The following is a 23,386-nucleotide window of genomic DNA, read 5'->3' on the forward strand; positions in this document are numbered from 1 at the left end:
TGAAATGTTTTATTGATAAGCATAATGCTGCTCAGTTGGGTGAGGAAAATAAATAAAGTGACATAGTTCGTCGCAGAACTTCGGCTCCTTGCTCCGCTTAAACTAAATTCCGTGATTGTTTCCAATTGATGACACTAGATTTTTGTTCAAGTAAATAGCATAAGCCTTTAATTCTCTTGCGAATTTTCACAATTTTGCTACACTGCACTAAATTTTTTTCATTTGCATGAGGAGCGATTGATGGTGAAATTTACCCGTCAAGCACTAATAGTTATTGCCGCGATGCTGCCAGCATCCCTCGTGTTTGCTGAAGCCACGCATCACAAAAAGCATATCGTTCATAAGAAAGTCGTTACCAAGCTTGCTGCCGGTAAATTGGTGAAACGCACGATTATCGTCAACGGTAAACGTAAAATCATCACGGAACGTGTCGCTGTCGCACATATCGTCCCTGAAAAACCAACGGCGGGTGATATTGCCGGTCTTAAGCACTCAGAAGATCCCCTGACACTGCAATCGAATGTCGCTTTTGTCGTTGATCAGGCGAGTTCCAAAGTGTTATTCGATAAAAATTCTAACGTGTCTTTGCCGATTGCCTCCATTACCAAGCTGATGACCAGCCTTGTTGTGGTTGAAGCGAATCAGGATATGAACGAAGAAATCGAGATCACGAATGACGATCTGGATAAAGAAAAAGGTACAGGCTCACGCCTCAAAGTCGGCGCAAAATTATCGCGTGCCGATTTGCTGCACATTGCCTTGATGAGTTCTGAAAACCGTGCGGCATCCGCTTTGGGTCGCAATTATATCGGTGGCTTGCCAGCGTTTGTCGCCGCGATGAATGCCAAGGCAAAACAACTCGGTATGACAGAAACGCATTATGTCGACTCATCCGGTCTGTCTAGCCAGAATGTGGCCAGTGCGCAGGATCTGGTAAAGCTCATCAATGCGGCGTATCAGCATCCGCTGATCCGTCAATACTCTACTGATTCCAGCTATGTTGTTGCCCCAGGCGGTGGTCGTCCATTGCAGTATTCAACCACGAATAAACTGGTAGCAAATCCAACCTGGGATATCGGTTTGCAAAAGACAGGCTATATCTCTGAAGCAGGTCGCTGCCTAGTCATGCAGGCGATGATACAAGGCCGTGCAATCGTCATGGTTTTCCTGGACTCTAAGGGTAAATATTCTCGTTTGGCTGACGCAGGACGCATTCGTAAATGGCTGGAGACGGTCAAGCCGCAGGCATAACGCAGACATGGCAAAGGTATGGAGCCGAGTCAGTAAATAAGCGTCTGAACATAAACATACAAAGCCTGTTGATATGAAGATCAACAGGCTTTTTTTTATTCCAGCAAACTGTGCCAGAGAGTTTTCGTACTCTGAATTTCAGTCGCGACCTGTTCCCGTTCGACGCGTGCTTTTTCTACCCCTTGCAAGCGTTGATTGTGTTGGAGCTTGCGGAATAACCGATAAGCGTCGGCGTTCCCGGCAGCCAGGCTGGCATCAATTAAGCCGAGCTCTCCGCATAATTTCAACAGCGCGATATTGCCAATATTTGCGGTCAGTTGCGGATAAGTGTGAGCATGCTGCAGGACCAAAAATTGGACGATGAATTCAATATCGATCATTCCGCCCACATCCTGTTTTAGATCAAACAGGTCCGTCCGGTTGGGGTGAGCATCATGCATTTTTTTACGCATGTTGACGACTTCCTGCTTCAGCTTGCCGGTATCGCGAGCTTGTCTCAATACTTTATCTCTGATCTGATCAAACATCGGCGCGATGCGGAGATCGCCTGCGCAAAAGCGTGCGCGGGTCAGCGCCTGATGTTCCCATAGCCAGGCAGACTGCTCCTGATAGCGCGCGAAGGCATTGACTGACGAGACCAGCAAGCCACTCGCGCCATCAGGACGCAGGGCAATGTCGATATCAAACAAAATACCTGCTGGTGTATGTGACGTCATCCAGGTAATGAAACGCTGTGCCAGCTTTGCGTAGTTTGCCGGAGCCTCCTGATCGTCGTCGTCGTATAAAAAAATCACATCAAGGTCGGACGCGTAGCCCAGTTCTTTACCACCTAATTTACCGTAAGCGATTACCGCAAATTGCGGTTGCTCACGATGGCGGCTGGCGATAGTTTGCCATGCTGCCTGTAGTGTTGCGGCGACCACCAGATCGGCCAGTTGCGACAGTTCATCCGCCAGATGTTCGACGCTGACTTGTCCTTCCAGATCTTGTGCGAGCAAGCGGAATTGCAAAGCGTGATGCATCTCCCGCAGGGTTTCTAACTGACGTTCCGTGTCTTCGGTGTGCTGGTCGAGTTGTTGTTGAAGTTCTGCGCTAAAGCTGGACCAGTCCGGATCTTGCCGCAGCGCTGTTTCGTCAAGTAATTCATCGAGCAGGATGGGATGGCGCGTTAAAAATTTAGCTGCCCAGTCACTGGCGCCCATCATTCGGACAACCCGTTCCAGCGTATGAGGATATTCAGTGAGCAAAGCGAGGTAGGCGGTTCTGCGGGCGATTGCTTCGATAAAGTCGAGCAAACGATTCAGTGTTGCCAGGTGGCCGTGTGCCTGTTTCGCAATTTGCGGTAAGGCGCTGTTGACAATGGCAACCAGCTTAATGCGACTGATCTCGCTGAGCGATTGCAGGCGAGGAGATTGCCATGTGCTTATCAGACGTTGAACGGCGTCAGTCACATTCTGAAAATGTAAGGCGCTTAAATGTGCCTCCAGCATTTCATCGCTATCCGCTGCGGCCAGTGTCGCTGCCAGGGCGTGGTCATCGGTATGTTTTTGCGATGTTTTTTTCTCTTTAAAAATGGCGTCGAATTGCTCGGCGACGAATTGCCGGTGTGGTGCGAGCTGGTTGAGCAATTCTTCTGTCGTTGCACAGCCCATCATGTGTGCAATTGTGGTCTGGTCTTCTTCTTTCACCGGAAAGGTATGGGTCTGCGCGTCATCCAGATATTGCAGGCGATGTTCAAGATTGCGTAAAAAATGATAGGAGCTTAATAATTGCTCAACGACCCCAGGTTCCAGAATGTTTTTTTCTGCCAGTGTGAGCAGGGTAGTTCTGGTCGATCGATCGCGTAAATTCGCTTCACGTCCTCCGCGTATTAACTGAAAAACCTGACTCAGAAACTCAACTTCACGGATGCCACCGCGGCCGAGTTTGACGTTATTGCTGCGCTCGGGATGCTTAGTTTCCTGACGGATGACTTCGGCGCGAATCTGCCCGTGCATCGAACGTAGCGAGTCGATCACACCATAGTCCAGATAGCGGCGATATACAAAGGGCCGGATGATTTTGTCGAGCGCCACGATATCGTCGGGTTTGCCAGTGATTGCCCGCGCCTTTACCCAGGCATAGCGCTCCCACTCACGGCCTTGTATTAAAAAATATTCTTCGACCATCGCGAAGCTCGCCACTAAGGGTCCTGAGTTACCGTTAGGGCGCAAGGCCATATCAACCCGAAAACTAAAGCCATCTTCGGTCACCTCTGAGATCGCAGCGATCAGTTTTTTTCCGAGCCGGCTGAAGAACTCATGGTTGGAAAGACTGCGTTGCTCGGCGTTGTGCGTGTGGGTGTCGCCATCCTCGGCGTAGCAAAAGATCAAATCGATATCGGAAGAAACGTTTAGCTCCATTCCGCCCAACTTACCCATACCCAGTACGATCAATTCTTGCGGTGCACCGGAGTCCTCGCCTGTCGGCGTGCCATACAGGGCAATCGCTTCCTGCATTAACGCAGACAAATGCTGTTGCACCGCAAAATCGGCAAACTGACTAATTGTCGTGACAACTTCATCCATGTCTGCCGCGCCTGTCAGGTCTCGGGCAATTAAGCTTGATACGACCAGGTTGCGCAAGCGGCGCATTACTTTGTTAAGAGGAATACCATCCTGTATTTCTTTTTGTAAAATCTGAGCAAAAATCTGCGGGCTCAAGGATAATCTGCTGTGTTCTTTCAGTAAGCTGATACGTGCGGGATCCGCCTGTAACCAACGTTTGACGAAGCGTGAGAGTTGCGCAGTGCTGATGAGGTCGGATGGGGTTGCCAGTGCTGGTGTCATGGAAGACTTCATGAATGATCGTGGCATCGATTTTAAAGGCAAACAGATAAGGCTGGAGCTGTCGCGGTGGATAAGTTTACGCGCTGTCATCAATTCGAATGTAACGGACTGGCTAGATTGACCGATGTGTTAGATGTCGTCAAAGCGTGTTGATTTCTTATGGAATTTTGACATACTCCAGGGGAGTAATTATATTTGTCATGGTAAAACGTGCGGATTGGGCTTGTTTTTATAAAATATCGGGGGAGTATATTGTTTTTCGCGTTTTTTCAGGAAATGTTGTCAAGCTGTTTTGCTGCCGCAAGAGAGTGCTAAACCATTGTGTCAGTGATGAATAAAACGCCAGTGCCACCATCAGATGAAGTAGCCTCAGCTCCTGTGCCCGGCCTTGGGTCTGACCACGCGCCAGTCACGGCCTTGCGACAACGTCGCGGTGTGATGGACAACTGTCGTTCTGCGACGGCATTTTGTGGCCGCGGTGTTCGCATCCTAGTGAAACTCCTGGTGCTCTGTTATTTCCTCTTCTGCGTTTTGTTCCTAGTGTTGCGCTATGGCGTCCTGCCGAATGTTGAGCGTTATAAAACTGATGTAGAGCAACTCGCCAGCCGGTCCATTGGCCGTCAGGTCGAAATCGCCAGTCTGCAGGCGAGGTGGCAAAGCCTTAATCCCGTTCTGGCATTGAAAGACGTGGTTGTACGTGATCAGAAAGGGCAAGCCGCTCTAGTATTGCCCGAGGTTTCTGCCACTATTTCCTGGTGGTCAGTCCTGTTATTTGAACTACGTCTGGATAAACTTGATATCGCGCATCCCTCCTTAACGATACAAAAACAAGCGGATGGCAAATTACTGGTCGGCGGGTTTTTTATCGACCCGGCGCAGGCGGGGGATGGCAAAGGTCTGGACTGGATGCTGGCGCAACGCGACATCGTGATCCGCGACGGCAACCTGCGCTGGATTGACCAATACCGCAACGCCCCTGAACTCCATCTCGCTTCAGTCAATTTCATACTGAATAATCAATGGCGTCATCATAAATTTGCGTTGAAAGCAACGCCGCCGGCAGAGCTGGCGGCTCCGGTCGATATTCGCGGCGACTTTCAGCACGCAGTATTTAATCGCCGTACTACGGAGCTTAGCAGCTGGAGCGGGGATCTCTATGCCGATCTGGCGCAGTCGGATATCAGCATGCTTAAAGCGTATGTGGATTTACCTGCCGATGTAAAAAAAGCGCATGGTGCAATACGAGCCTGGTTGCATCTGGATAAAGGCCGGGTGGCCGAACTGACCGCCGATGTCAGGTTGACCGATGTGATCGGGACTTTTCGCAAGGATTTGCCGGTTCTCGATATGGCGCAGGTCAGTGGCAGGCTGATTGCCAGTGAGCGCGCGGCGTTTGGCCGTCAGTATTTGCGAGGTCTTTTTGGGCAGGCCGGACATCAAATTTCTCTGATCAATTTCTCCATGCAGGCGCGTGACGGTCAGGTCTTACCTGCAACGACCATCAGCGAAAGCTATATTCCTGCACAAAAAGGGCAGCCGGAAAAAGTCGAACTATTTGCCAGACAACTGGACTTGCATACCCTGGCGAATTTTGCAGAACATTTGCCTTTGCCGCCGGATCAGCGCCGCATGTTGGTCGATTTTGCGCCTAAAGGCCAGCTCAAGGATTTCAGTGCAAAATGGCAGGGTACTTATCCGGAGACGGTCTCCTACAGCCTGAAAGGACAATTTCTTAATCTGTCGCTAAAGGCTCAACCCGCACAATTGGCGCTCGCCAAGACCAGTACGACGCCTGCCAGAGCGGCAGTGCCTGCTATACCCGGGTTTGAGAATTTGTCCGGTACCGTAGATGCCAGTGATAAGGGCGGCAGTTTTATGCTCGACTCGCAGGATTTATTGCTGCAATTGTCCAGTTATTTTGTCGATCCTGTCATGCCGTTTAAGCGATTGCAGATGCTGGCGCGCTGGCAATTTGAAGCCGATGATAAGCTTGCTTTGCAGATTAGCAAAATGGAGTTTGAACAAGACAATATGATCGCTTCCATTTCAGGAAAGCACACCATGTCGATGCGGGCAAATAAAGTAGCAGGGCAAGAGGTGCATCCTGGCGAAGTTGATCTGGTCGGTAAATTCAGCGGATTTGACCTCAAACAGATTGATCGTTTTATCCCGGCGAATGCACCAGAGGATTTGCGCCACTGGCTGGTTGGCGCTTTGCTCGACGGTCGTGCAGATGATGTCAGTTTACGCATCAAGGGCGACCTCGCCCATTTTCCTTTTGCCGGGCATGACGGCAAACCTAATCCCAAAGGCGAGTTCTGGGTCAAAGGTACGATTGTTGATGGCAAGCTGGATTTTGCTCCGGGTCATTTCGCCGACGATGGCAAAGCACCGCTATGGCCGGTTATTGATAGTATCAACGGTAGTTTTGTATTTGACCGCGCGCGTATGGAAATTCGCGGCGAGACGGCAAAGACCCTCGGTGCAGATCTAAGCAAAGTCAAAGCGATTATTCCGGACCTGATGACTCACAACAGCGTTTTGTCGATTGACGGTACCGCCAGCGGTAATTTACAAACGATGTTGCAGTATGTGGTGGCGAGTCCGGTGGATGGCTGGCTCGGACATTTTTTGAAAGATAGCAAAGCCAGTGCGAACGCACAACTGGGCCTGAAGTTGCAATTACCTCTGCAGCATATTATCGATTCCAAAGTTCAGGGGACATTGCAATTTGCTGGCAATGACGTGCTGTTGCAGGGCGGGATCCCTCCTGTCAGTGCAGTCAATGGCAAACTTGAGTTCACGGAAAAAGGCGTGAATCTCAATATACTGAAAGGCAGTTTGCTCGGCGGCGCTGTACAGGCAACGGGTGGTTCGCAAAAAGATGGCAGTATCCGGATCCGTCTTGACGGGGTGGCGACCGCAGATGGCTTGCGTAAAAATTTCCCTGTGTTAGCGAACGAACGCTTAAGCGATAAGCTGACGGGTGCTGCCCGCTATGGCGCAAATATCAACGTGAAAAAGCGCCAATTAGAATTGCAGATTGATTCCAGCCTGCAAGGTCTGGCTTTGGGTTTTCCTGCACCGTTGCGCAAGGTCGCGAATGATAATCTGCCCCTGCATTTTGAACTCATCCCGCAAGTATCAGCCGACACGACTCAATTGCGCGACGAGATTAAAGTGACATTGGGTAGTGCGGTCAATGCGCGTTATCAAAGGCAGAAATCGACGGAGACAAATGCTAGCTGGCAGGTAGTGCGCGGCGGGATCGGTGTGAATGCACTGGCACCGGAGCCGGATAGCGGCCTGAATGCGAATATTGATTTCAAGGCAGTCAATGTAGATGAATGGCGACGGCTGGTTGCAACCGGGACTAGTTCCGTTACGAGTGCGGGTAATAATAGTGTCAATAGTGTTAACGGTACCCAATCAAACACACTTGTAAATAACGCTGCCGCTGTTGCCGCTGTTGCCGCTACTGTCGCTGCTATTAATGGTAATCCCAGCGACCTGGATATTGCCGCTTATATCGAGCCAAATGTGATCGCAGCACGCACAGCAGAGCTGACCGTGATGGGGAAGAAATTAGACAATGTCGTGGTCGGTGCTTCTCGTCAAAAAGGTCTATGGCAAGCGAATATCGATTCAAACCAGGCATCCGGTTATCTGACCTGGAGTGATTCTGGCGCTGGCGGACAGAGTTTGGGTAATGTCTCCGCCCGCCTGAGCAAGCTGATCATTCCGCAGTCAGCTGCTTCTGACGTGTCCGATTTACTCGAGGGTAAAAACAGCGATACGCAGATCCCTAGTCTGGATATTGCAGCAGACAACTTTGAATTATTTAATAAAAAATTTGGCCGCCTGGAGCTGATGGCAAGCAATGCGATGACCACGGCAGGGCGCGAATGGCGCATCCATAAAGTATCCTTGAAAAATGAGGATGCTGAGCTCAAAGGTACGGGGAAGTGGAGTAATCGCAACGGTGAGAGCATGACTAGTCTGAACTATGTGCTGGACATTAATAGTGCGGGTAAATTGCTTGACAGGGTCGGGTTTGCGAATGTCATGCGCGGCGGGCGTGGCAAGCTACAAGGCGAGGTTACTTGGAACGGTTTGCCGTTTGCCATGGATGTGCCCAGCATGTCGGGACAAATTCAGTTAGAGCTGGCGGCAGGTCAGTTTTTAAAAGTCGATCCGGGTGCCGCAAAGTTGCTGGGCGTGCTGAGTATGCAGTCGCTGCCCAGACGATTGACGCTCGATTTTCGCGACGTGTTTTCAGACGGCTTTGCTTTTGACTCCATTACCGGAACTGCCCAGATTCAGAAGGGTATAGCGAAGACCGAGAATCTGAAGATGCGCAGTGTCAATGCTGCGGTATTAATGGATGGTACGGCGGATATCGTGAACGAATCTCAACATCTGCATGTGGCAGTTATTCCTGAAATTAATGCCGGCACGGCGTCTGTCGTGTATGGATTAGCGGTGAATCCTGTGATTGGCTTGGGTACCTTTTTAGCGCAATTGTTTTTGCGTGAACCTCTGGCGCGCGCCTTCACCTACGAGTATATGATTACAGGCGGATGGAAAGAGCCAACTGTCACTAAGATTGATCATAAAGAGGCAGAAATTGTGCCACCCAAAAGAGAAGCAAGCGCTGCTAAGTAGTCAGTCCGGGCGCGCAGTCTCAATTTATGTAGAAGGGTAAAACAATGAAGATCGCTGCGATACAAATGGTATCCACTCCCGTGCTGCAAGATAATATGGCGACGGTAGAGCGCTTACTACAGCAGGCGGCAAGTAGCGGTGCGCAACTCCTGCTCCTGCCTGAATACTGGCCGGTAATGGGTGTGCACGAAAGAGATAAGTTTCTGGTTGCGGAACAGCACGGTACTGGACCGATACAGGCGTTCCTTACAGAACAGGCCCGCCAGCTTGGCGTCTGGATTATCGGCGGCACTATACCGTTGCTATCTACAGAGCCAGACAAAGTATTGAATACGACCCTGGTGTTTAATCCACAAGGCGAGTTAGTTGCGCGTTATGACAAGATTCACTTATTTGGTTTTACCAAAGGTGATGAATCGTATGAGGAGTCCCGCACGATTACGCCTGGTCAGCAGGTGGTGACATTTGATGTTGGCTTGGTAAAAGTGGGATTGTCGGTCTGTTACGATTTACGTTTTCCAGAACTGTATCGGGCGATGGGCGAGTGTAGTTTGCTCGTTGTTCCCGCTGCTTTCACTCACACGACAGGACAGGCGCACTGGGAAATTCTCTTGCGTGCCAGAGCCATCGAAAATCAGTGTTACGTTCTGGCCTCGGCGCAAGGTGGCATCCATGTGAATGGTCGCCGTACCTGGGGACACAGTATGCTGATTGATCCTTGGGGCAAGATCATCGACGAATTGGCCGAGGGTGAGGGCGTGGTTGGCGGTGAACTTGATCTGGCAAACATTGGTGCGGTAAGGATGAGCTTGCCTGCATTAAAGCACCGCAAATTAGCCTAGATTCTGCTGCTAACTCAAGTTAATTTAATTCAATCCGGATATGCCGTTCAGAAAGATCGTATGACTGAGTTTGTTGTCAATAGACATTGAATAATCTGGGCCTCCTTTTGCCAAAATGATTTTAAAAAAACGATGACGCGTGCAGATGACCGACTTGCTCTACAATTCATACATCAATCACCTATAGCATTGTTAGAAAAATATGATTCCAATTGACTCAAATCTGCGCCATTTAGCTATCGCCCGCGACATTTTGTTAACGCCGTTCGGACTGGATGAGGCTAAGTTGGGTAAGGTGCTTGGCTCTATGTTTACGCATAAGGTGGATTACGCGGATCTTTATTTTCAGTTCACGAAAAGCGAGGGCTGGAGCCTGGAAGAGGGCATCGTCAAGACGGGGAGTTTTTCCATTGATCAGGGGGTTGGTGTTCGTGCGATTTCCGGCGATAAGACCGCATTTTCCTATTCGGACGAAATTTCAGAAAAAGCCTTGCAAGATGCGGTTCAGGCGACCCGTACTATCGCCAGACAAGGTGCAGGGAAAATCAAAGTCGCCTCCAGCATGCAAAATGTTGGCAGCCGCTCACTGTATCTGCAACAAGATCCTCTCGCCTCATTGGATGCGACGCAAAAAGTGAGTTTATTGGAGCGTCTGGAAAAAATCGCGAGAGCCAAAGACCCGCGTGTGGTGCAGGTCATGGCGAATCTGGTCGGTGAATATGACGTCGTATTAGTCGCGCGCAGTGATGGCGTTATTGCTGCGGATATCCGCCCTTTAGTAAGGGTATCTCTGACGGTGATTGTAGAGCAAAACGGTCGTCGTGAGATGGCGTCAAGTGGTGGTGGCGGACGCTACGATTATGCTTATTTTTCTGATGCTTTGTTAGAGAAATATGCCGATGAAGCGGTCAAGTCAGCCTTGGTCAATCTGGATGCCCGGCCTGCGCCAGCGGGACCGATGACGGTAGTGTTAGGACCTGGATGGCCGGGTGTGTTACTGCATGAAGCGATAGGCCATGGTCTGGAGGGTGATTTTAATCGGAAGGGCTCCAGCACTTTTTCTGGACGCATCGGTGACAGGGTAGCGGCTAAAGGTGTGACGGTGGTCGATGACGGTACCATGAAGGACCGCCGCGGCTCATTGAATATGGACGATGAAGGTAATCCGACGCAGTGTACGACTTTGATCGAAGACGGTATTTTGAAGGGCTATATGCAAGATACGATGAATGCGCGCCTGATGAAGATGCCGGTCACCGGTAACGCACGTCGTGAATCCTTCGCCCATTTACCGATGCCGAGAATGACAAATACGTATATGTTGGCTGGCGATAAAGATCCGGCTGAGATTCTGGCTTCTGTAAAAAATGGACTATATGCCGTGAATTTTGGCGGTGGTCAGGTTGATATTACGAATGGCAAATTTGTATTTTCCGCCAGCGAAGCCTATATGATAGAAAACGGCAAAGTCACCTATCCGGTAAAAGGCGCAACTCTGATCGGTAACGGTCCTGAAGTTTTAAACCGTGTCTCAATGATCGGTAACGATTTGCAGCTAGATTCCGGTATCGGCGTATGCGGTAAGGAAGGACAAAGTTTGCCTGTTGGCGTTGGACAGCCGACATTGCGCATTGATGGATTGACCGTTGGCGGTACTGCCTGATCCTTACATTGATAGACTTGGCGATGATTGAATTTTCTCTTCCTAGGCAGCGACTATGCCGGTAATCGCGGTCGTCTCAGCCAAAGGCGGCGTTGGCAAAACAACGGTGACTGCAAACCTCAGTCTGGGTTTTGTGCTGCGTGGTTTCCCTGTGCTGGTGCTGGATCTTGATCCGCAAAACGCGATTCAGTGGCATATGGGGGGATTGCCGCCTGAGGTTGCAGGTGGGCTCAGCGTGATTGCCGGCGACAGAGCTCCCAAGCTCTGGGAAGTTGCTTTCTCAAGCGCGTCTGGTATAGATTTTGTCCCTTACGGTAGTGCAGGCGAGCAACAACGTATCGATTTTGAGCAAGTGCTGGAGCAGCAAGAAGGGTGGCTGCTGAAATTGTTGAAGCGGGCTAAGTTGCCGAAAAATACAATAGTCTTGCTTGATACTCCTCCCGGGCCGTCTGCTTACTTAACGCAGGCGATACATGCTGCCGACTTTTTACTGACGGTGGTATTGGCGGATGCAGCTTCTTACGCCACTATTCCAGAAATGGAATCCCTCATTGCAGCGCACCCTAATGAGGCAGGATCGCTAGTTGACTCTGCTTATCTGGTGAATCAAGTGTCAAGTAGTCAGCTATCCCAGGACGTGGTCTCTTTGTACCGGGAGCAGTTAGGTGCCAGAGTCGTCCCCATTCTTATTCCCGAAAGTGCTCAGATTGAGGAGGCGCTCGCTTACGAGCGATCGGTTCTTGATTACGAGCCTGAGAGTCTCGCTGCTACAGCCTTGCAGGAGGTAGTCGACTGGTTATTGCTACAGTTGCAACTACAGGCTAAATAATCAATACAAGCGAATACGCGCCAGCATCAATTTAACTACTTAATTGATAAATTAAGAGGGAAGCGGGCACTTTTCTTGCATCCACTTTGTTAAACCTGGCGTATAGACTTTTGTGCGCTCTGTTTTTCCAAGCATAATCTCAAGATAGAAGAAAATCTGACGTCAATATAGGAACTCAGTGAAATCTGAGTGACAATAAAGTGATGTTGCATCTTGTTTATTTGGTTTGATATCGAGCAGATAACAAATGTTGAAATTGAATGATTTTGACGGTAAATAAGGTGTTGTTAGCTTATGAATAGTTAACATTTATTCAGCGCTATTCGCTAGACTTACATATTGATGAAATGCTAAAGTCGAAAATAATAACAATGTCAGTTCAGGCTGCTACAGGCAGCCGGATTGAGACTGCAAAGGTGCATAGTGAGTAATGTTTCAGGCAATATAAATTATTACGAAGAACAGCAATGTTCCACCCAATGGCGCGCGTTTCTTGGCGCATTTTCTACAGAGTTCAGTGCTCAGGGAGATGTACAGGATTTGCGTGCTTTTATGTTCAAACTTGGACTTAGGATGGCCGCTAGTTTCAAGCTTGAAGGTGGCGCGACGATGCGCACCCTTGAAGCCAGCATGAATAAAATCTGGTGTGACCTGAACTGGGGCTGGGTTCAGCTTAATGAAGAAGCGGATAGTTTAATCATTGAGCACAATGCGAGTCCGATCAAGCTTGCGTTTGGTGAGCAGGCATTGGAATGGTCGCCTGCCTTGCTGGAAGGTGTTTATACCCATTGGTTTGAGTCGTTGGGGGTCGATAAAGCTTTGCGGCTTACCCAAAAAGGGGCGGCCTTGGAGCAAGGGCGTGTCATCGTTTTTCAATTGAAAAAACACACAGAAGAACACGCACATTTTACTCGTCGCTAAGCTGGTGTGACCGCTAGACGGAGTGCAAAAGGTTTAAATTATGGACAACGACATCAAAAATCTCTTTAAGAAAATCGACGGCTCTGCGGACTCGTATAAAGAGATTCATCGTGATGGCATGAATGAACAGGCCAAACAGCGCTGGCCTTTACTCAGAGATGTTCACGTAAATACGGCGAAACCAGTGGCTGCTCGTGCAGTGCCTAAAGTTGAATCAGCGTTGCCAATGGATGGTTTGCCATCGACAGCATCCGGAAGAATAGTTTCAGATCAACAGGTACCAGCGGTATTAGCCCCGGTAGAAAGTTCTTTTCTACGTCGAGCTGAATATGCCTCCGGAGCTGCGGGACATTCCTCACGTGCCGAACCAGTACCAAAAGAATCCTCTTTGTTCGCGCGTGCGGCCAATGAGCCGCTTGCTTCTTCGACCGAGGAACGTGGCGATCCTACGCTTGCAAGCTTGTTTAGCCGTTTGTCTGGCGCACGTGTAGCAGATCAATCACCAGAACCTGCAGTTAACTCCTTCTTTAAAAAAATATTTAAACCATGAGGGTAATTGCGGTCATCTCTCCTAAAGGTGGCGTTGGAAAAACAACGGTAACAGCAAATCTTGCTGCAGCGATTGCTGCATTAGGAGCGAAAGTCACCATACTGGATCTTGATCCACAAAATGCGTTGCGTCTGCATTGCGGCATGCAGCATGAGGACCCTGCAGGCGTTGTGCGGCAAACGATGTCGGGGTTACCTTGGTCAGATGCTTTGTATGAAAGCTCTTATGGCGTGCATTTTTTACCTTATGGTGTCGTTGATGAGCCGGACAGAGTCGCCTTTGAGCATTTTATTAAGAGCAAGCCGGGTTGGTTGGCAACGCAATTAAGTTCGCTCAACCTGGCGGACGAAGAAATTGTATTGATTGATACACCTCCGGGACCAACTGTATATTTGCAGCAGGTATTACATTGCGCGAATATTGCATTGATTGTGATTAAACCGGATGCCGCCTCGTATTCAACGATTCCTTCAATCGAGTCTTTATTGCATTATTACTGTAGTGACCGGCAAGATTTTTTTGGATCTAGCTATATCGTGAATCAAATGGATGCAAACAAACAATTGCATCGGGATATATTACAAATGTTGAGAGCCAACATGGGAGCGCAACTGGTGCCAATTACGATTCATAAGGATGAAGCCGTTAGTGAGGCGCTGGCTTGCCAATCTCCGGTTTCTCTCTACGCGAAACACTGCTCGGCTACCCACGATTTATTGCAAATTACGACATGGTTGCAGGATCGTTATAAGTTAATTGCCTGATGCGCTCAATACTTAACTCACGATATCTGTATGGCCGTCTGAACGAATTTGGCCGCACCCTGGTTAACTGGCCCGGCTGGGAACTAAAAACGACCCGGGCGGTTGCTCTGGTAATTGCCGCAGGTTTGTATTGGACCAGTATCAGTATTCCTCTGGAATTGATTTGGCAGACTTTGTTTTCGATTGTCGTGTTCTGGACTGCTATGTATTTGCGTCGCTATACCGGTACGTTGGTATCGCTAGTGATGATCATGTTCTCTGTCAGTGCAACCAGTCGTTATATTTATTGGCGTATCAATTACACGATTGATGCTGAGAATCTGGTTGATCTGATTTTTGCGTTAGTTCTTGTTTTTGCCGAGGTGTATGCCTGGCTGGTGTTGTTGCTCGGTTATTTGCAGACGGCGTGGCCATTGAAGCGTAAACCGGTTCTGATGCCGGAGGACACGAGCTTGTGGCCTGTCGTTGATTTATTTATCCCGTCTTACAACGAAGACCTTAGTGTAGTGAAGCCCACTGTGCTGGCAGCAATGGGAATCGACTGGCCAAAAGATAAACTCAATATTTATATTCTGGATGACGGACGCCGCCCTCAGTTCCAGGAATTTGCCAAGTCTGTTGGAGTTAATTGCTATATACGTAGCGACAACAAGCATGCGAAGGCCGGTAATATTAATGCCGCTCTGGCCAGAACCACCGGAGAATTCGTCGCGATTTTTGATTGCGATCACATGCCGACACGCTCCTTTTTACAATATGCGATGGGCTGGTTCTTAGTAGACGAAAAATTGGCGATGGTGCAGACACCCCATCATTTTTTATCTCCCGATCCGTTCGAGCGTAACCTGAACACTTTCCGCAATGTTCCCAATGAAGGCGAATTGTTTTATGGCCTGATACAGGACGGAAACGATTTATGGAATGCGACCTTCTTCTGTGGTTCGTGTGCAATTCTGCGTCGCAAATATCTGATGGAAGTTGGCGGGATTGCGGTAGAAACCGTGACGGAAGATGCGCATACCGCGCTGAAGATGCAGCGCCTGGGCTACAACACGGCCTATCTCGCTTTACCTCAGGCCGCTGGTTTGGCGACAGAAAGTTTATCAGCTCACGTCGGACAGCGTATTCGCTGGGCTCGGGGAATGGCGCAGATTTTCCGTACGGATAATCCCTTGTTGGGCAAAGGACTGTCGTTCGGACAAAGACTTTGCTATAGCAATGCGATGCTTCATTTTTTCTATGGATTTCCGCGCATGGTATTTTTGCTTGCGCCTATTTCGTATTTGTTTTTTGAAGTCCATATCATTAAAGCATCCGCTTTGGCGATCGCGGCGTATTCTTTGCCGCATTTATTGCATGCCAACTTAACGAACTCCAGGATACAAGGCGCGCATCGTCACTCGTTCTGGGCGGAGGTTTATGAGGCGACGCTAGCCTGGTATATTTTCCGGCCAACGCTGGTCGCCCTGATCAACCCTAAGCTGGGTACTTTCAACGTGACTGCGAAAGGTGGTCTGGTTGAAAAAGAACACTTTGATTGGGTAATTTCCAAACCTTATCTGGTGATGCTGGGGTTGAATATCCTCGGCTTCATTGTCGGTATCGGTCGCGCACTCTGGTGGAATACTTATGAATTAGACACAGTGATTTTAAATATGCTGTGGACGATTTATAACCTGATCATCCTTGGAGCGACTCTTGCGGTGGCTACCGAATCGAAGCAGGTACGCAGAACGCATCGTGTCAGGGCGAAGCTGAGTGCGATCTTGCGTATGCCCGGCGGCCATTCTCTGGTGTGTGAGACGGAAGATTTTTCTTTAGGGGGAATGTCTTTAAAACTACCTGAGGATGTCATGCTCGATAAAGATGCTGAGGTACAGGTGTCTTTGTATGGTACGGCCGGTGAGCATATTTTCCCGGCTACTGTGGTATTTTCAAAACAAGGTTTAATCAGCGTGCAGTTCAAGACCTTATCTCTTGAACAGGAAATTAATCTGGTGAATTGCACGGTTGGTCGTGCTGACGTCTGGCTTAACTGGTCACAAGAACGTGATTTTGATCATCCATTAAATGGTTTGAAGGAAATTACGATGCACAGTATGGTTGGATTTTCACGATTTGGTTCAAGTATCATGCAGTACTTAGGAAATAAAACAATGCCTTTCAACAAAATAACGAACTCCACTATGGTGAAAATGATCAAGACAAAGCTGGTGCGCAAGCGAAGCACCACCGCACTGGCGCTCCTGTTTGGTTTGTTATTGCTCGGGCATGATAATGTAGATGCAAAATCCAAGCATGCGAAAGCCTCTGCTTCAGAGGCAGCCAGTGAGTCCGCAGCGTCAGTCTCAGCCGTGCCTGATAAAGAGCCTGTAGTGAAGTCAGCCTTATCGCAGAGAACAATCAATATCTCTTTGAAGCAGATGGGCTCTGGTTCTAATATCGAATTGCGCGGTGTTGAAGGTGAGAGATCCTTTCCCTTTACCGTGCGCAGCGATGAGCTGATTACTGCGGCAAAAGTCCGGTATGGCGTCGCTTATTCGCCAGCTATGTTGCCAGAACTGTCGCATATGAAAGTCTTGGTAAATAACGAGCTGGTGACGGTCGTGCCTTTGCCGAAAGAAACTGCGAGTGGCTTTGTCCGCGAAACGAACATCGATCCGCGTTTGTTCGCTGATTTTAACCAGCTTGGCTTCAAGCTGATAGGCCATTACACCAGAGAGTGCGAAGATCCCTATCACTCCAGTTTGTGGGCGAATGTCAGTAATACGTCGAATCTGGAATTGACGATTACTTCGATTCCTTTGCAAAATGATTTGGCACTATTGCCAACGCCATTTTTTGATAAACGTGACAACAAGATGCTGGAGTTGCCATTTGTCATGCCGGCTGCGCCATCGCTGGATATTTTACGTAATGCCGGTATTGTTGCCTCATGGTTTGGTCACCTGGCAGCGTATCGCGGCGCTAAATTTCCGGTAGCAATCCAGTCGCTGCCCGAGGGGAATGCTGTCGTCTTTGCAACGTCGAATGAAGTCCCCGCTGGCCTGAAGTTGCCAGCCATTTCTGGGCCGACTTTAAGCATCATGACTAATCCTTCTAATCAAAATACTAAATTATTGCTGGTGATGGGACGTAATGCGGCTGAGTTGCGTATCGCTGCTCAGTCATTGGTATTAGGGCAGATTGCTTTGTCTGGTGATCGCGCTTTTATCAAAAATTTCAAAGAAGCGAATCCACGCGCACCTTATGATGCGCCGAACTGGCTGCCAACGAATCGTCCCGTCAAGTTCGGTGAACTGGTTGCGCATCAGGATTTGCAGGTGAAAGGTCTGACACCGGACCTGATCCGCGTGAATATGCGTGTTGCGCCGGATTTATTTACATGGCAAAGAGATGGTGTTCCCATTGATTTACGGTACCGGTTTACACCAAGGATTAACGTGGACCGGTCGACGTTAAATATCGGTATAAATGGTGAATTTATCCGTTCTTTGTCCCTGTCTGGTGGACAGGTAGAAAAAGGCAAAATTAAAGAATCCGTGATGTTGCTGTTTAAGGATGGTCATCGTTACGCACAAGAAGAAATTCAAGTGCCAACCTTCCAGATCGGTGCAGAAAACCAATTGCAGTTTCACTTTTTCTACGACTATGTGAAGCAGGGGCCATGTAAAGATGTGTATTTGGATAATGTCAGGTCTGCGATTGATCCCGACTCGACGATTGATTTTTCAGACATGCCGCACTACACCGCAATGCCGAATCTGGCACACGTAGCGAATGCAGGTTTTCCATTTACCCGCATGGCAGATTTGTCAGAGACGGCGATCGTGATGCCGGATCGTCCGACCGCGCAAGAGACAGAAGTGTTTCTGAATCTAATGGGACGTATGGGCGAATCGACGGGCTATCCTGTGACTAATAATAATGTCGTGCGCGGTAGTGATCTGGATAAACTCAGTGATAAAGATATTTTGGTTATTGGAACAAATGGCAATGTCTCATTGCTAAAGCAATGGGCGAAATACCTGCCTTTGGTGATGGACGAAGGTGGTAACAAGCTGCAATTACCTACCGGCTTTATGCGTATTCTTGCTCGCTGGTCGGGGCGTGACATTGACAAAATTGAACGTCACACAGGCGAAATGCTGGCGAGTACGGGTAATGCTTTTGGCGCGATGATGCAATTTGAATCACCGCTGAGCAGTGGTCGCAGTGTGGTGGTATTGACCGCCGGTGATGGTGATAATTTATTGGGACTGACCAGAGCCTTACTCAAACCAGACCTGAGAAGCAAATACCAAGGTGATCTGGTGCTAGTCAAAGGTGACAAAATGGAGAATGTACAGATCGGCGATACCTATTATGTCGGTAGCCTGCCGTTCTGGACATGGGTGAAATGGCATTTGTCAAACCACCCAATGATTTTGATCGCGTTCCTGATGCTGGCATCGCTGATTGTTGCCACTGTGATGTTCCGTTTCTTACGGAAAAAAGCAGCATCCCGATTGACAGTCGATGAAAAGAAGTAAAAGTTAAGTAGTCGCCATATTGACAGATAGGTCTGGTTTTTTAGCAGCTATTCTGAGTTGCATAAGAGACTATGATCTACGAAAATCCGAATGCAAATGTTCTGACGCAATGCGTGTTCAGACATTTGCATTTGTGTTAAAAAGAGCTGTGACTGGCTATACATAGAAGAATATGTTCTTTAGGGGAATTGAATGGTTTTAAAGAAAAAAGCGATGGCACTAGCGCTTTTGTCGATGGTCTTCGAGAGCGAAGTCGCGCTCGCCAATTCTTCTTCTCCTTTAAATCAGAAACTGATCGAACAAGCCCAGTACTGGTCGCAACGTGGTCGTGATGATAACGCCGCAGACGCCTGGCGCAAATTATTAAAAATTGACCCGGATCATGTCGATGCACTGGTAGCACTGACCCTATTTGAAAGCCAGAGCGGTAATGCCGAACTGGCCAAAAGCTACTTGGCGAAGCTCAAGCAGTTGAAGGCCGGGAGCTCGCAGATTCGTGTAGCGGAAGAGGCGGTACGTCGCGGCGTTGCAGGTAAAGGTCAGCTTGATGATGCACGGCGTCTCGCGCAGCAAGGCGACTCTGATGCTGCGGTAGAGAGTTATCGCTTACTGGGCGACCCCAGCAAGCTGAAAGGCGACGCTGCACTGGAATACTACCAGGTGCTGGCAGGTACTCTGGCGGGTTATAACGAAGCAAAACGTGGCATAGAAAAGCTCAGTAAAGAAAATCCGGCAAACACCAAATATGCATTGGCGCTCGCGCAGATATTGACCTATCGCGAATCGACCCGTAAAGAGGGGTTAGCAATGCTGGAAAATCTGACGACTAAGCCAGAGGTAGCGGCGCAAGCAAATGCGTCCTGGAGGCAAACGTTGAGCTGGATGGGTTTGAAAAATGGCAATGCTAAATATTTCCATGAATATTTAGAAAAGCATCCAGGCGACAAAACAATTCAAGATCGCCTCACAAATCTGAGCCGGGCAACAAGCGCAACTGCGGCTAATGCGGAAACGGGCACACAACGTCCGGCCAATAAGCCTAAGGTCATAGTTGAGAATCCTTTGGTAAAGAGCCAAGCGGCCGGTTTTAAAGCGCTGGAAGAGGGAGATATTCAAACCGCTGAAACGGAGTTTAAAAAAATCCTGAAAGCGAAGCCTAAAGATCCGACCGCGCTCGGTGGATATGGTTTAGTAAAAATGCGTCAGGAAGCATTTATCGAAGCCCGTGATTTGATTAAAAAAGCAATTGATTTGTTACCGAAAAAGAATCAAGATCAATGGAAACAGGCTTACGAAAGCTCGGCATACTGGGCAATGATAGAAGAAGCCAGAACAGCTTTTGAGGACAGTGACAGCGCGAAAGGTATTGCCTTGTTACGTAAGGCCGTGCAACTGAACAGCAAGGAACCTTCAGGAATTTTGCAGTTGGGCGACGCACTGCTTGCTGAAAATGATCTGGCGGGGGCAGAGGAAAATTATCGTCTGGTTCTCAAAGATGATAAAGATAATAGAACTGCATTGAATAGCTTAGTCGGCGTACTGTCGCTGCAAAAGCGTATCAAGGATTTAGAGGCGCTGAGCAGCGTGATGTCACCGGCACAGTTGACCGCCCTGGCTGATATGAAGGCCAATGATTTGATGGAGAAAGCCAAAGCGGCAGAGGCTGCCGGCGATGTGAATGGTGCTCAATTAGCGCTCGAAGATGCGATCCTGATTGCGCCGGATAATGTGTGGCTACGTCTGTATCTGGCGCAGTTATATCTGAAGCGTGATATGCCGGGACAGGCGCGCTCTTTACTGGATGCATTGACCAGTATAGAGAATCCTCAGCCGGATGCTTTTTATGTCAGCGCTTTACTCAGCGCAGCCCAGCAATTGTGGTGGGAGGGATTGACGACGATGGAAAAAATCCCTGCCAAGTCGCGCAAACCAGAAATGTTCGCTTTGCAAAAACGTCTGTGGATTTATGTCCAGCTTGATCGTATCAATTTTTTGCTTAAGCAGGGAGAGTTGGGATTAGCTAAAGAGCTGCTGAATTCGGTCGAAAGTGCGGCTGCAAATGAGCCGGAGTTTATCGGTGCAATCGCCACCTTGTATATCAACAACGGTGACCCGGCACGTGGTCTGGCGATGATCCGTCAAGCAGTTCAAAAAACAGCATCGCCTTCGGCGGGCTTATTGTTGCAGTATGCCGATGCCTTGTTACGTCTTAATCAGGATGCCGAGCTGGAAGCGGTTATCCGGCAAATTGCTGCCTTGCCTAAATTGGCGGATACCGAGGCAACCTCATTTAAAAATCTGCAGCGCGTGATTGCTATGCGCCGTGCAGAGCGAGCCAGAGAAGCGGGTGATTTGGCTTTGGCATATGAATATATTCAGCCTTACTTGATTGCGGATCCTGATGACAGTTTGCTGTTGCTCTCTCTGGCACGTATGTATGCGGCGGCAGGAGAGACAGACGCTGCTAAAGAGTTGTACACGCGGGTCTTGCAGACAGAGCCGGAAAATATCGAAGTAAGGCAAGGTCTGGTCTATGCCGCAATTCAGATCAAGGATTTTCCGAATGCAGAAATTCATCTCGCAGCCTTGTTGAAATTGCAGCCTGATAATCCGCGCTTTATTGCTCTGGCAGGGCGGGTAGCGCGAGCTCAGGGAAACAACAGCAAAGCGCTGAGTTTGTTTAAGCAGGCGTTGGCACTGGAGCAGGCGCAACACACGATGGCAGGAATGGGGGCTAACGGTTTACGCTTAGTCGGACCGGAACCTGTTGCGGTGCCAGCCGATTTTAAGGTGAATCCATTTGCCGAACGTAAAAATGCCAGCCCTGAGATCAGAACTATCCCCGGTCCGGTACTGAAAGAAGTTGCTCCGTCATCCAGAACTCCTGGCGTAATGCCTCCTTTGCCAGCAAAAGCGCCGGTAACATCATCGACCTTGCCCGTCACTGCTGCTCCATCTGCTGTCACGCAGGCTGCGTCTGTGGTTGCTGCCACGGTATCGTCCTCCGCTGCCGGACTGCCACCTTTGAGCGGCTCTACCACAGCGATGAATGCATCCTCGGCACCTGCGATGAGTGCGAATTTGCCTCAAATTACCCCGGGATTGCTACCGGCAACATCGTCAGCATCCGTGTCAGCGCAGACTGCACGTGGATTGCCTGACGCGTCTAAGTCTGCTCAGCTTAAGCCCGCCTTACCTGCAATACGTACGACACAAGCCGCCTCTGTTGGCGATAGTGCTGGTGGTAATGCGAGGTCCGCATTAACTCGCGCGCCTGCCAGTGCAGAAGAGGCTTCATTGCTTGAAGAAATCGATGCGCTGAATTCTCTGAACCGTTCTCAGGTGTCCGTAGGGTTTGCAGCGCGTGCGCGCAGCGGTGAAAAAGGTTTATCCCAGTTAAAAGATATAGAAATGCCAATTGAGCTTTATCTGAGTTCTCTTGGAATGGGACAAATGGGCTTAAAGATTATTCCTGTATCCGTTGATGCCGGAACTTTATATTTGAATGATCCCGCTATCTCCGGTCAGTTTGGTAAGAATGCTGGGATCAACGAACGTGCGAAATTTGCCAAGCAGACATTTAGCAGTGTGGCTGCAAAAGCAGGATTATCAAGTGTCTCTCAATTATCTGAGCAGGCTAAAGGTGTGGCTTTAAGTCTGACCTATGAGCTCAGTGGCTTTAAACTCGACGCTGGCACGAGTCCTACAGATTTTCCTGTACGAAATGTTGTCGGCGGTCTGCGCTGGTCCACTCGCGTTGACGACGTGAACTTGAGCGTTGAGTTGTCACGCCGCTCCGTCACGGACAGCTACCTTTCTTACGCTGGAACCAATGACAGTTTATATGGACTGACCTGGGGTGGTGTAACCCGCACGGGTATTCATCTTGATGCCTCTTATGACACAGATGATGGCGGTGTTTATGCCAGCGCTGGTTACGCTGGCGTCAATGGCAAAAACGTGGCAAGCAACAGTATGTTTGAGCTAGGTGGCGGTGCTTATTGGCGTTTCTTACGTAACCGGGATATGGTCGCCACCGCCGGTCTCAGCATGACTTCGATGTTTTATAAAAAGAATTTGCGCTATTTTAGTTATGGACAGGGCGGTTATTTTAGTCCTAAAAATTATGTCGCATTAGGTGTCCCCCTGGAGTTGAGCGGACGCAAAGGCAATCTCGCCTATCAAGTCGGTGCTTCTGTCGGTATTCAGCGTTTTACCGAAGAAAGCAGTTTGTATTATCCGAACTCTAGAGCGGATCAGGCCGAGTTAGAAGCATTTTCAGCTGCAAATCCTAGTCTGAATATAGCAACATCCTATCCGGGACAGACTCGTAGCGGAGTGCAGTACAAATTTTTAGGTGGCGTTGAATACCAATTGGCGCCGAAGTTTTTTATCGGTAGTCGCTTCTCGATTGATAACTCCGGTGACTTCACTGATGCATCCGGTGCTGTTTATCTGAAATACACATTTGAAGCGCAGAGACGACCAATACCGTTTCCTCCGTTTGCGCCCAAACCTTATTATCTCGGGAATTAAATCGT

At 49.0% G+C, this 23,386-nt stretch carries 11 protein-coding genes; 10 read left to right on the plus strand and 1 reads right to left on the minus strand.

Going from position 1 to position 23,386, the window contains the following annotated elements; all coding sequences use genetic code 11:
* Positions 1-240 precede the first annotated feature (240 nt).
* A complete protein-coding gene (gene pbpG, locus ACO0K3_RS07265) occupies positions 241-1,251 on the plus strand; it encodes a D-alanyl-D-alanine endopeptidase (RefSeq protein ID WP_422983258.1) in 1,011 nt (336 codons plus the stop codon).
* 95 nt (positions 1,252-1,346) lie between these two features.
* On the opposite strand, the gene glnE is transcribed toward pbpG, so the two are convergent.
* Positions 1,347-4,091 (minus strand): bifunctional [glutamate--ammonia ligase]-adenylyl-L-tyrosine phosphorylase/[glutamate--ammonia-ligase] adenylyltransferase, encoded by a 2,745-nt coding sequence (gene glnE, locus ACO0K3_RS07270; RefSeq protein WP_422983259.1) that lies wholly within the window; start codon positions 4,089-4,091, stop codon positions 1,347-1,349.
* Positions 4,092-4,409: 318 nt separating this feature from the next.
* Here glnE and ACO0K3_RS07275 point away from each other — a divergent pair, with 318 nt between their 5' ends.
* The 9 genes from ACO0K3_RS07275 to ACO0K3_RS07315 all read left to right on the plus strand — a co-directional run bounded on the left by ACO0K3_RS07275 (position 4,410) and on the right by ACO0K3_RS07315 (position 23,381).
* Positions 4,410-8,744 (plus strand): YhdP family protein, encoded by a 4,335-nt coding sequence (locus ACO0K3_RS07275; protein WP_422983261.1) that lies wholly within the window; start codon positions 4,410-4,412, stop codon positions 8,742-8,744.
* A 44-nt stretch (positions 8,745-8,788) separates the two neighbouring features.
* Complete coding sequence (locus ACO0K3_RS07280) at positions 8,789-9,586, plus strand: carbon-nitrogen hydrolase family protein (protein WP_422983263.1); 798 nt, start codon at positions 8,789-8,791, stop codon at positions 9,584-9,586.
* 202 nt (positions 9,587-9,788) lie between these two features.
* Positions 9,789-11,249 (plus strand): metalloprotease TldD, encoded by a 1,461-nt coding sequence (tldD, locus tag ACO0K3_RS07285; RefSeq protein WP_422983265.1) that lies wholly within the window; start codon positions 9,789-9,791, stop codon positions 11,247-11,249.
* A gap of 55 nt (positions 11,250-11,304) precedes the next feature.
* A complete protein-coding gene (gene bcsQ, locus ACO0K3_RS07290; RefSeq protein WP_422983267.1) occupies positions 11,305-12,078 on the plus strand; it encodes a cellulose biosynthesis protein BcsQ in 774 nt (257 codons plus the stop codon).
* A 423-nt stretch (positions 12,079-12,501) separates the two neighbouring features.
* The gene (gene bcsD, locus ACO0K3_RS07295; protein WP_422983269.1) at positions 12,502-12,999 is read left to right on the plus strand and encodes a cellulose biosynthesis protein BcsD; all 498 of its coding nucleotides are present in this window, start codon (positions 12,502-12,504) and stop codon (positions 12,997-12,999) included.
* A gap of 40 nt (positions 13,000-13,039) precedes the next feature.
* Complete coding sequence (gene bcsP, locus ACO0K3_RS07300; RefSeq protein ID WP_422983271.1) at positions 13,040-13,549, plus strand: cellulose biosynthesis protein BcsP; 510 nt, start codon at positions 13,040-13,042, stop codon at positions 13,547-13,549.
* The gene (gene bcsQ, locus ACO0K3_RS07305) at positions 13,546-14,313 is read left to right on the plus strand and encodes a cellulose biosynthesis protein BcsQ (protein ID WP_422983273.1); all 768 of its coding nucleotides are present in this window, start codon (positions 13,546-13,548) and stop codon (positions 14,311-14,313) included. Before bcsP ends, bcsQ (ACO0K3_RS07305) begins: the two co-directional genes overlap by 4 nt.
* Complete coding sequence (gene bcsA / locus ACO0K3_RS07310) at positions 14,313-18,845, plus strand: UDP-forming cellulose synthase catalytic subunit (RefSeq protein WP_422983275.1); 4,533 nt, start codon at positions 14,313-14,315, stop codon at positions 18,843-18,845. The genes bcsQ (ACO0K3_RS07305) and bcsA overlap by 1 nt, the downstream gene beginning before the upstream one ends.
* A 213-nt stretch (positions 18,846-19,058) precedes the next feature.
* Positions 19,059-23,381: a cellulose synthase subunit BcsC-related outer membrane protein gene (locus tag ACO0K3_RS07315; protein WP_422983277.1), complete on the plus strand. Its 4,323-nt coding sequence runs from the start codon at positions 19,059-19,061 to the stop codon at positions 23,379-23,381.
* Positions 23,382-23,386: the final 5 nt, after the last annotated feature.

It is taken from the genome of Undibacterium sp. Rencai35W (genome assembly GCF_049340185.1).
Taxonomy (GTDB): Bacteria; Pseudomonadota; Gammaproteobacteria; order Burkholderiales; family Burkholderiaceae_D; genus Undibacterium.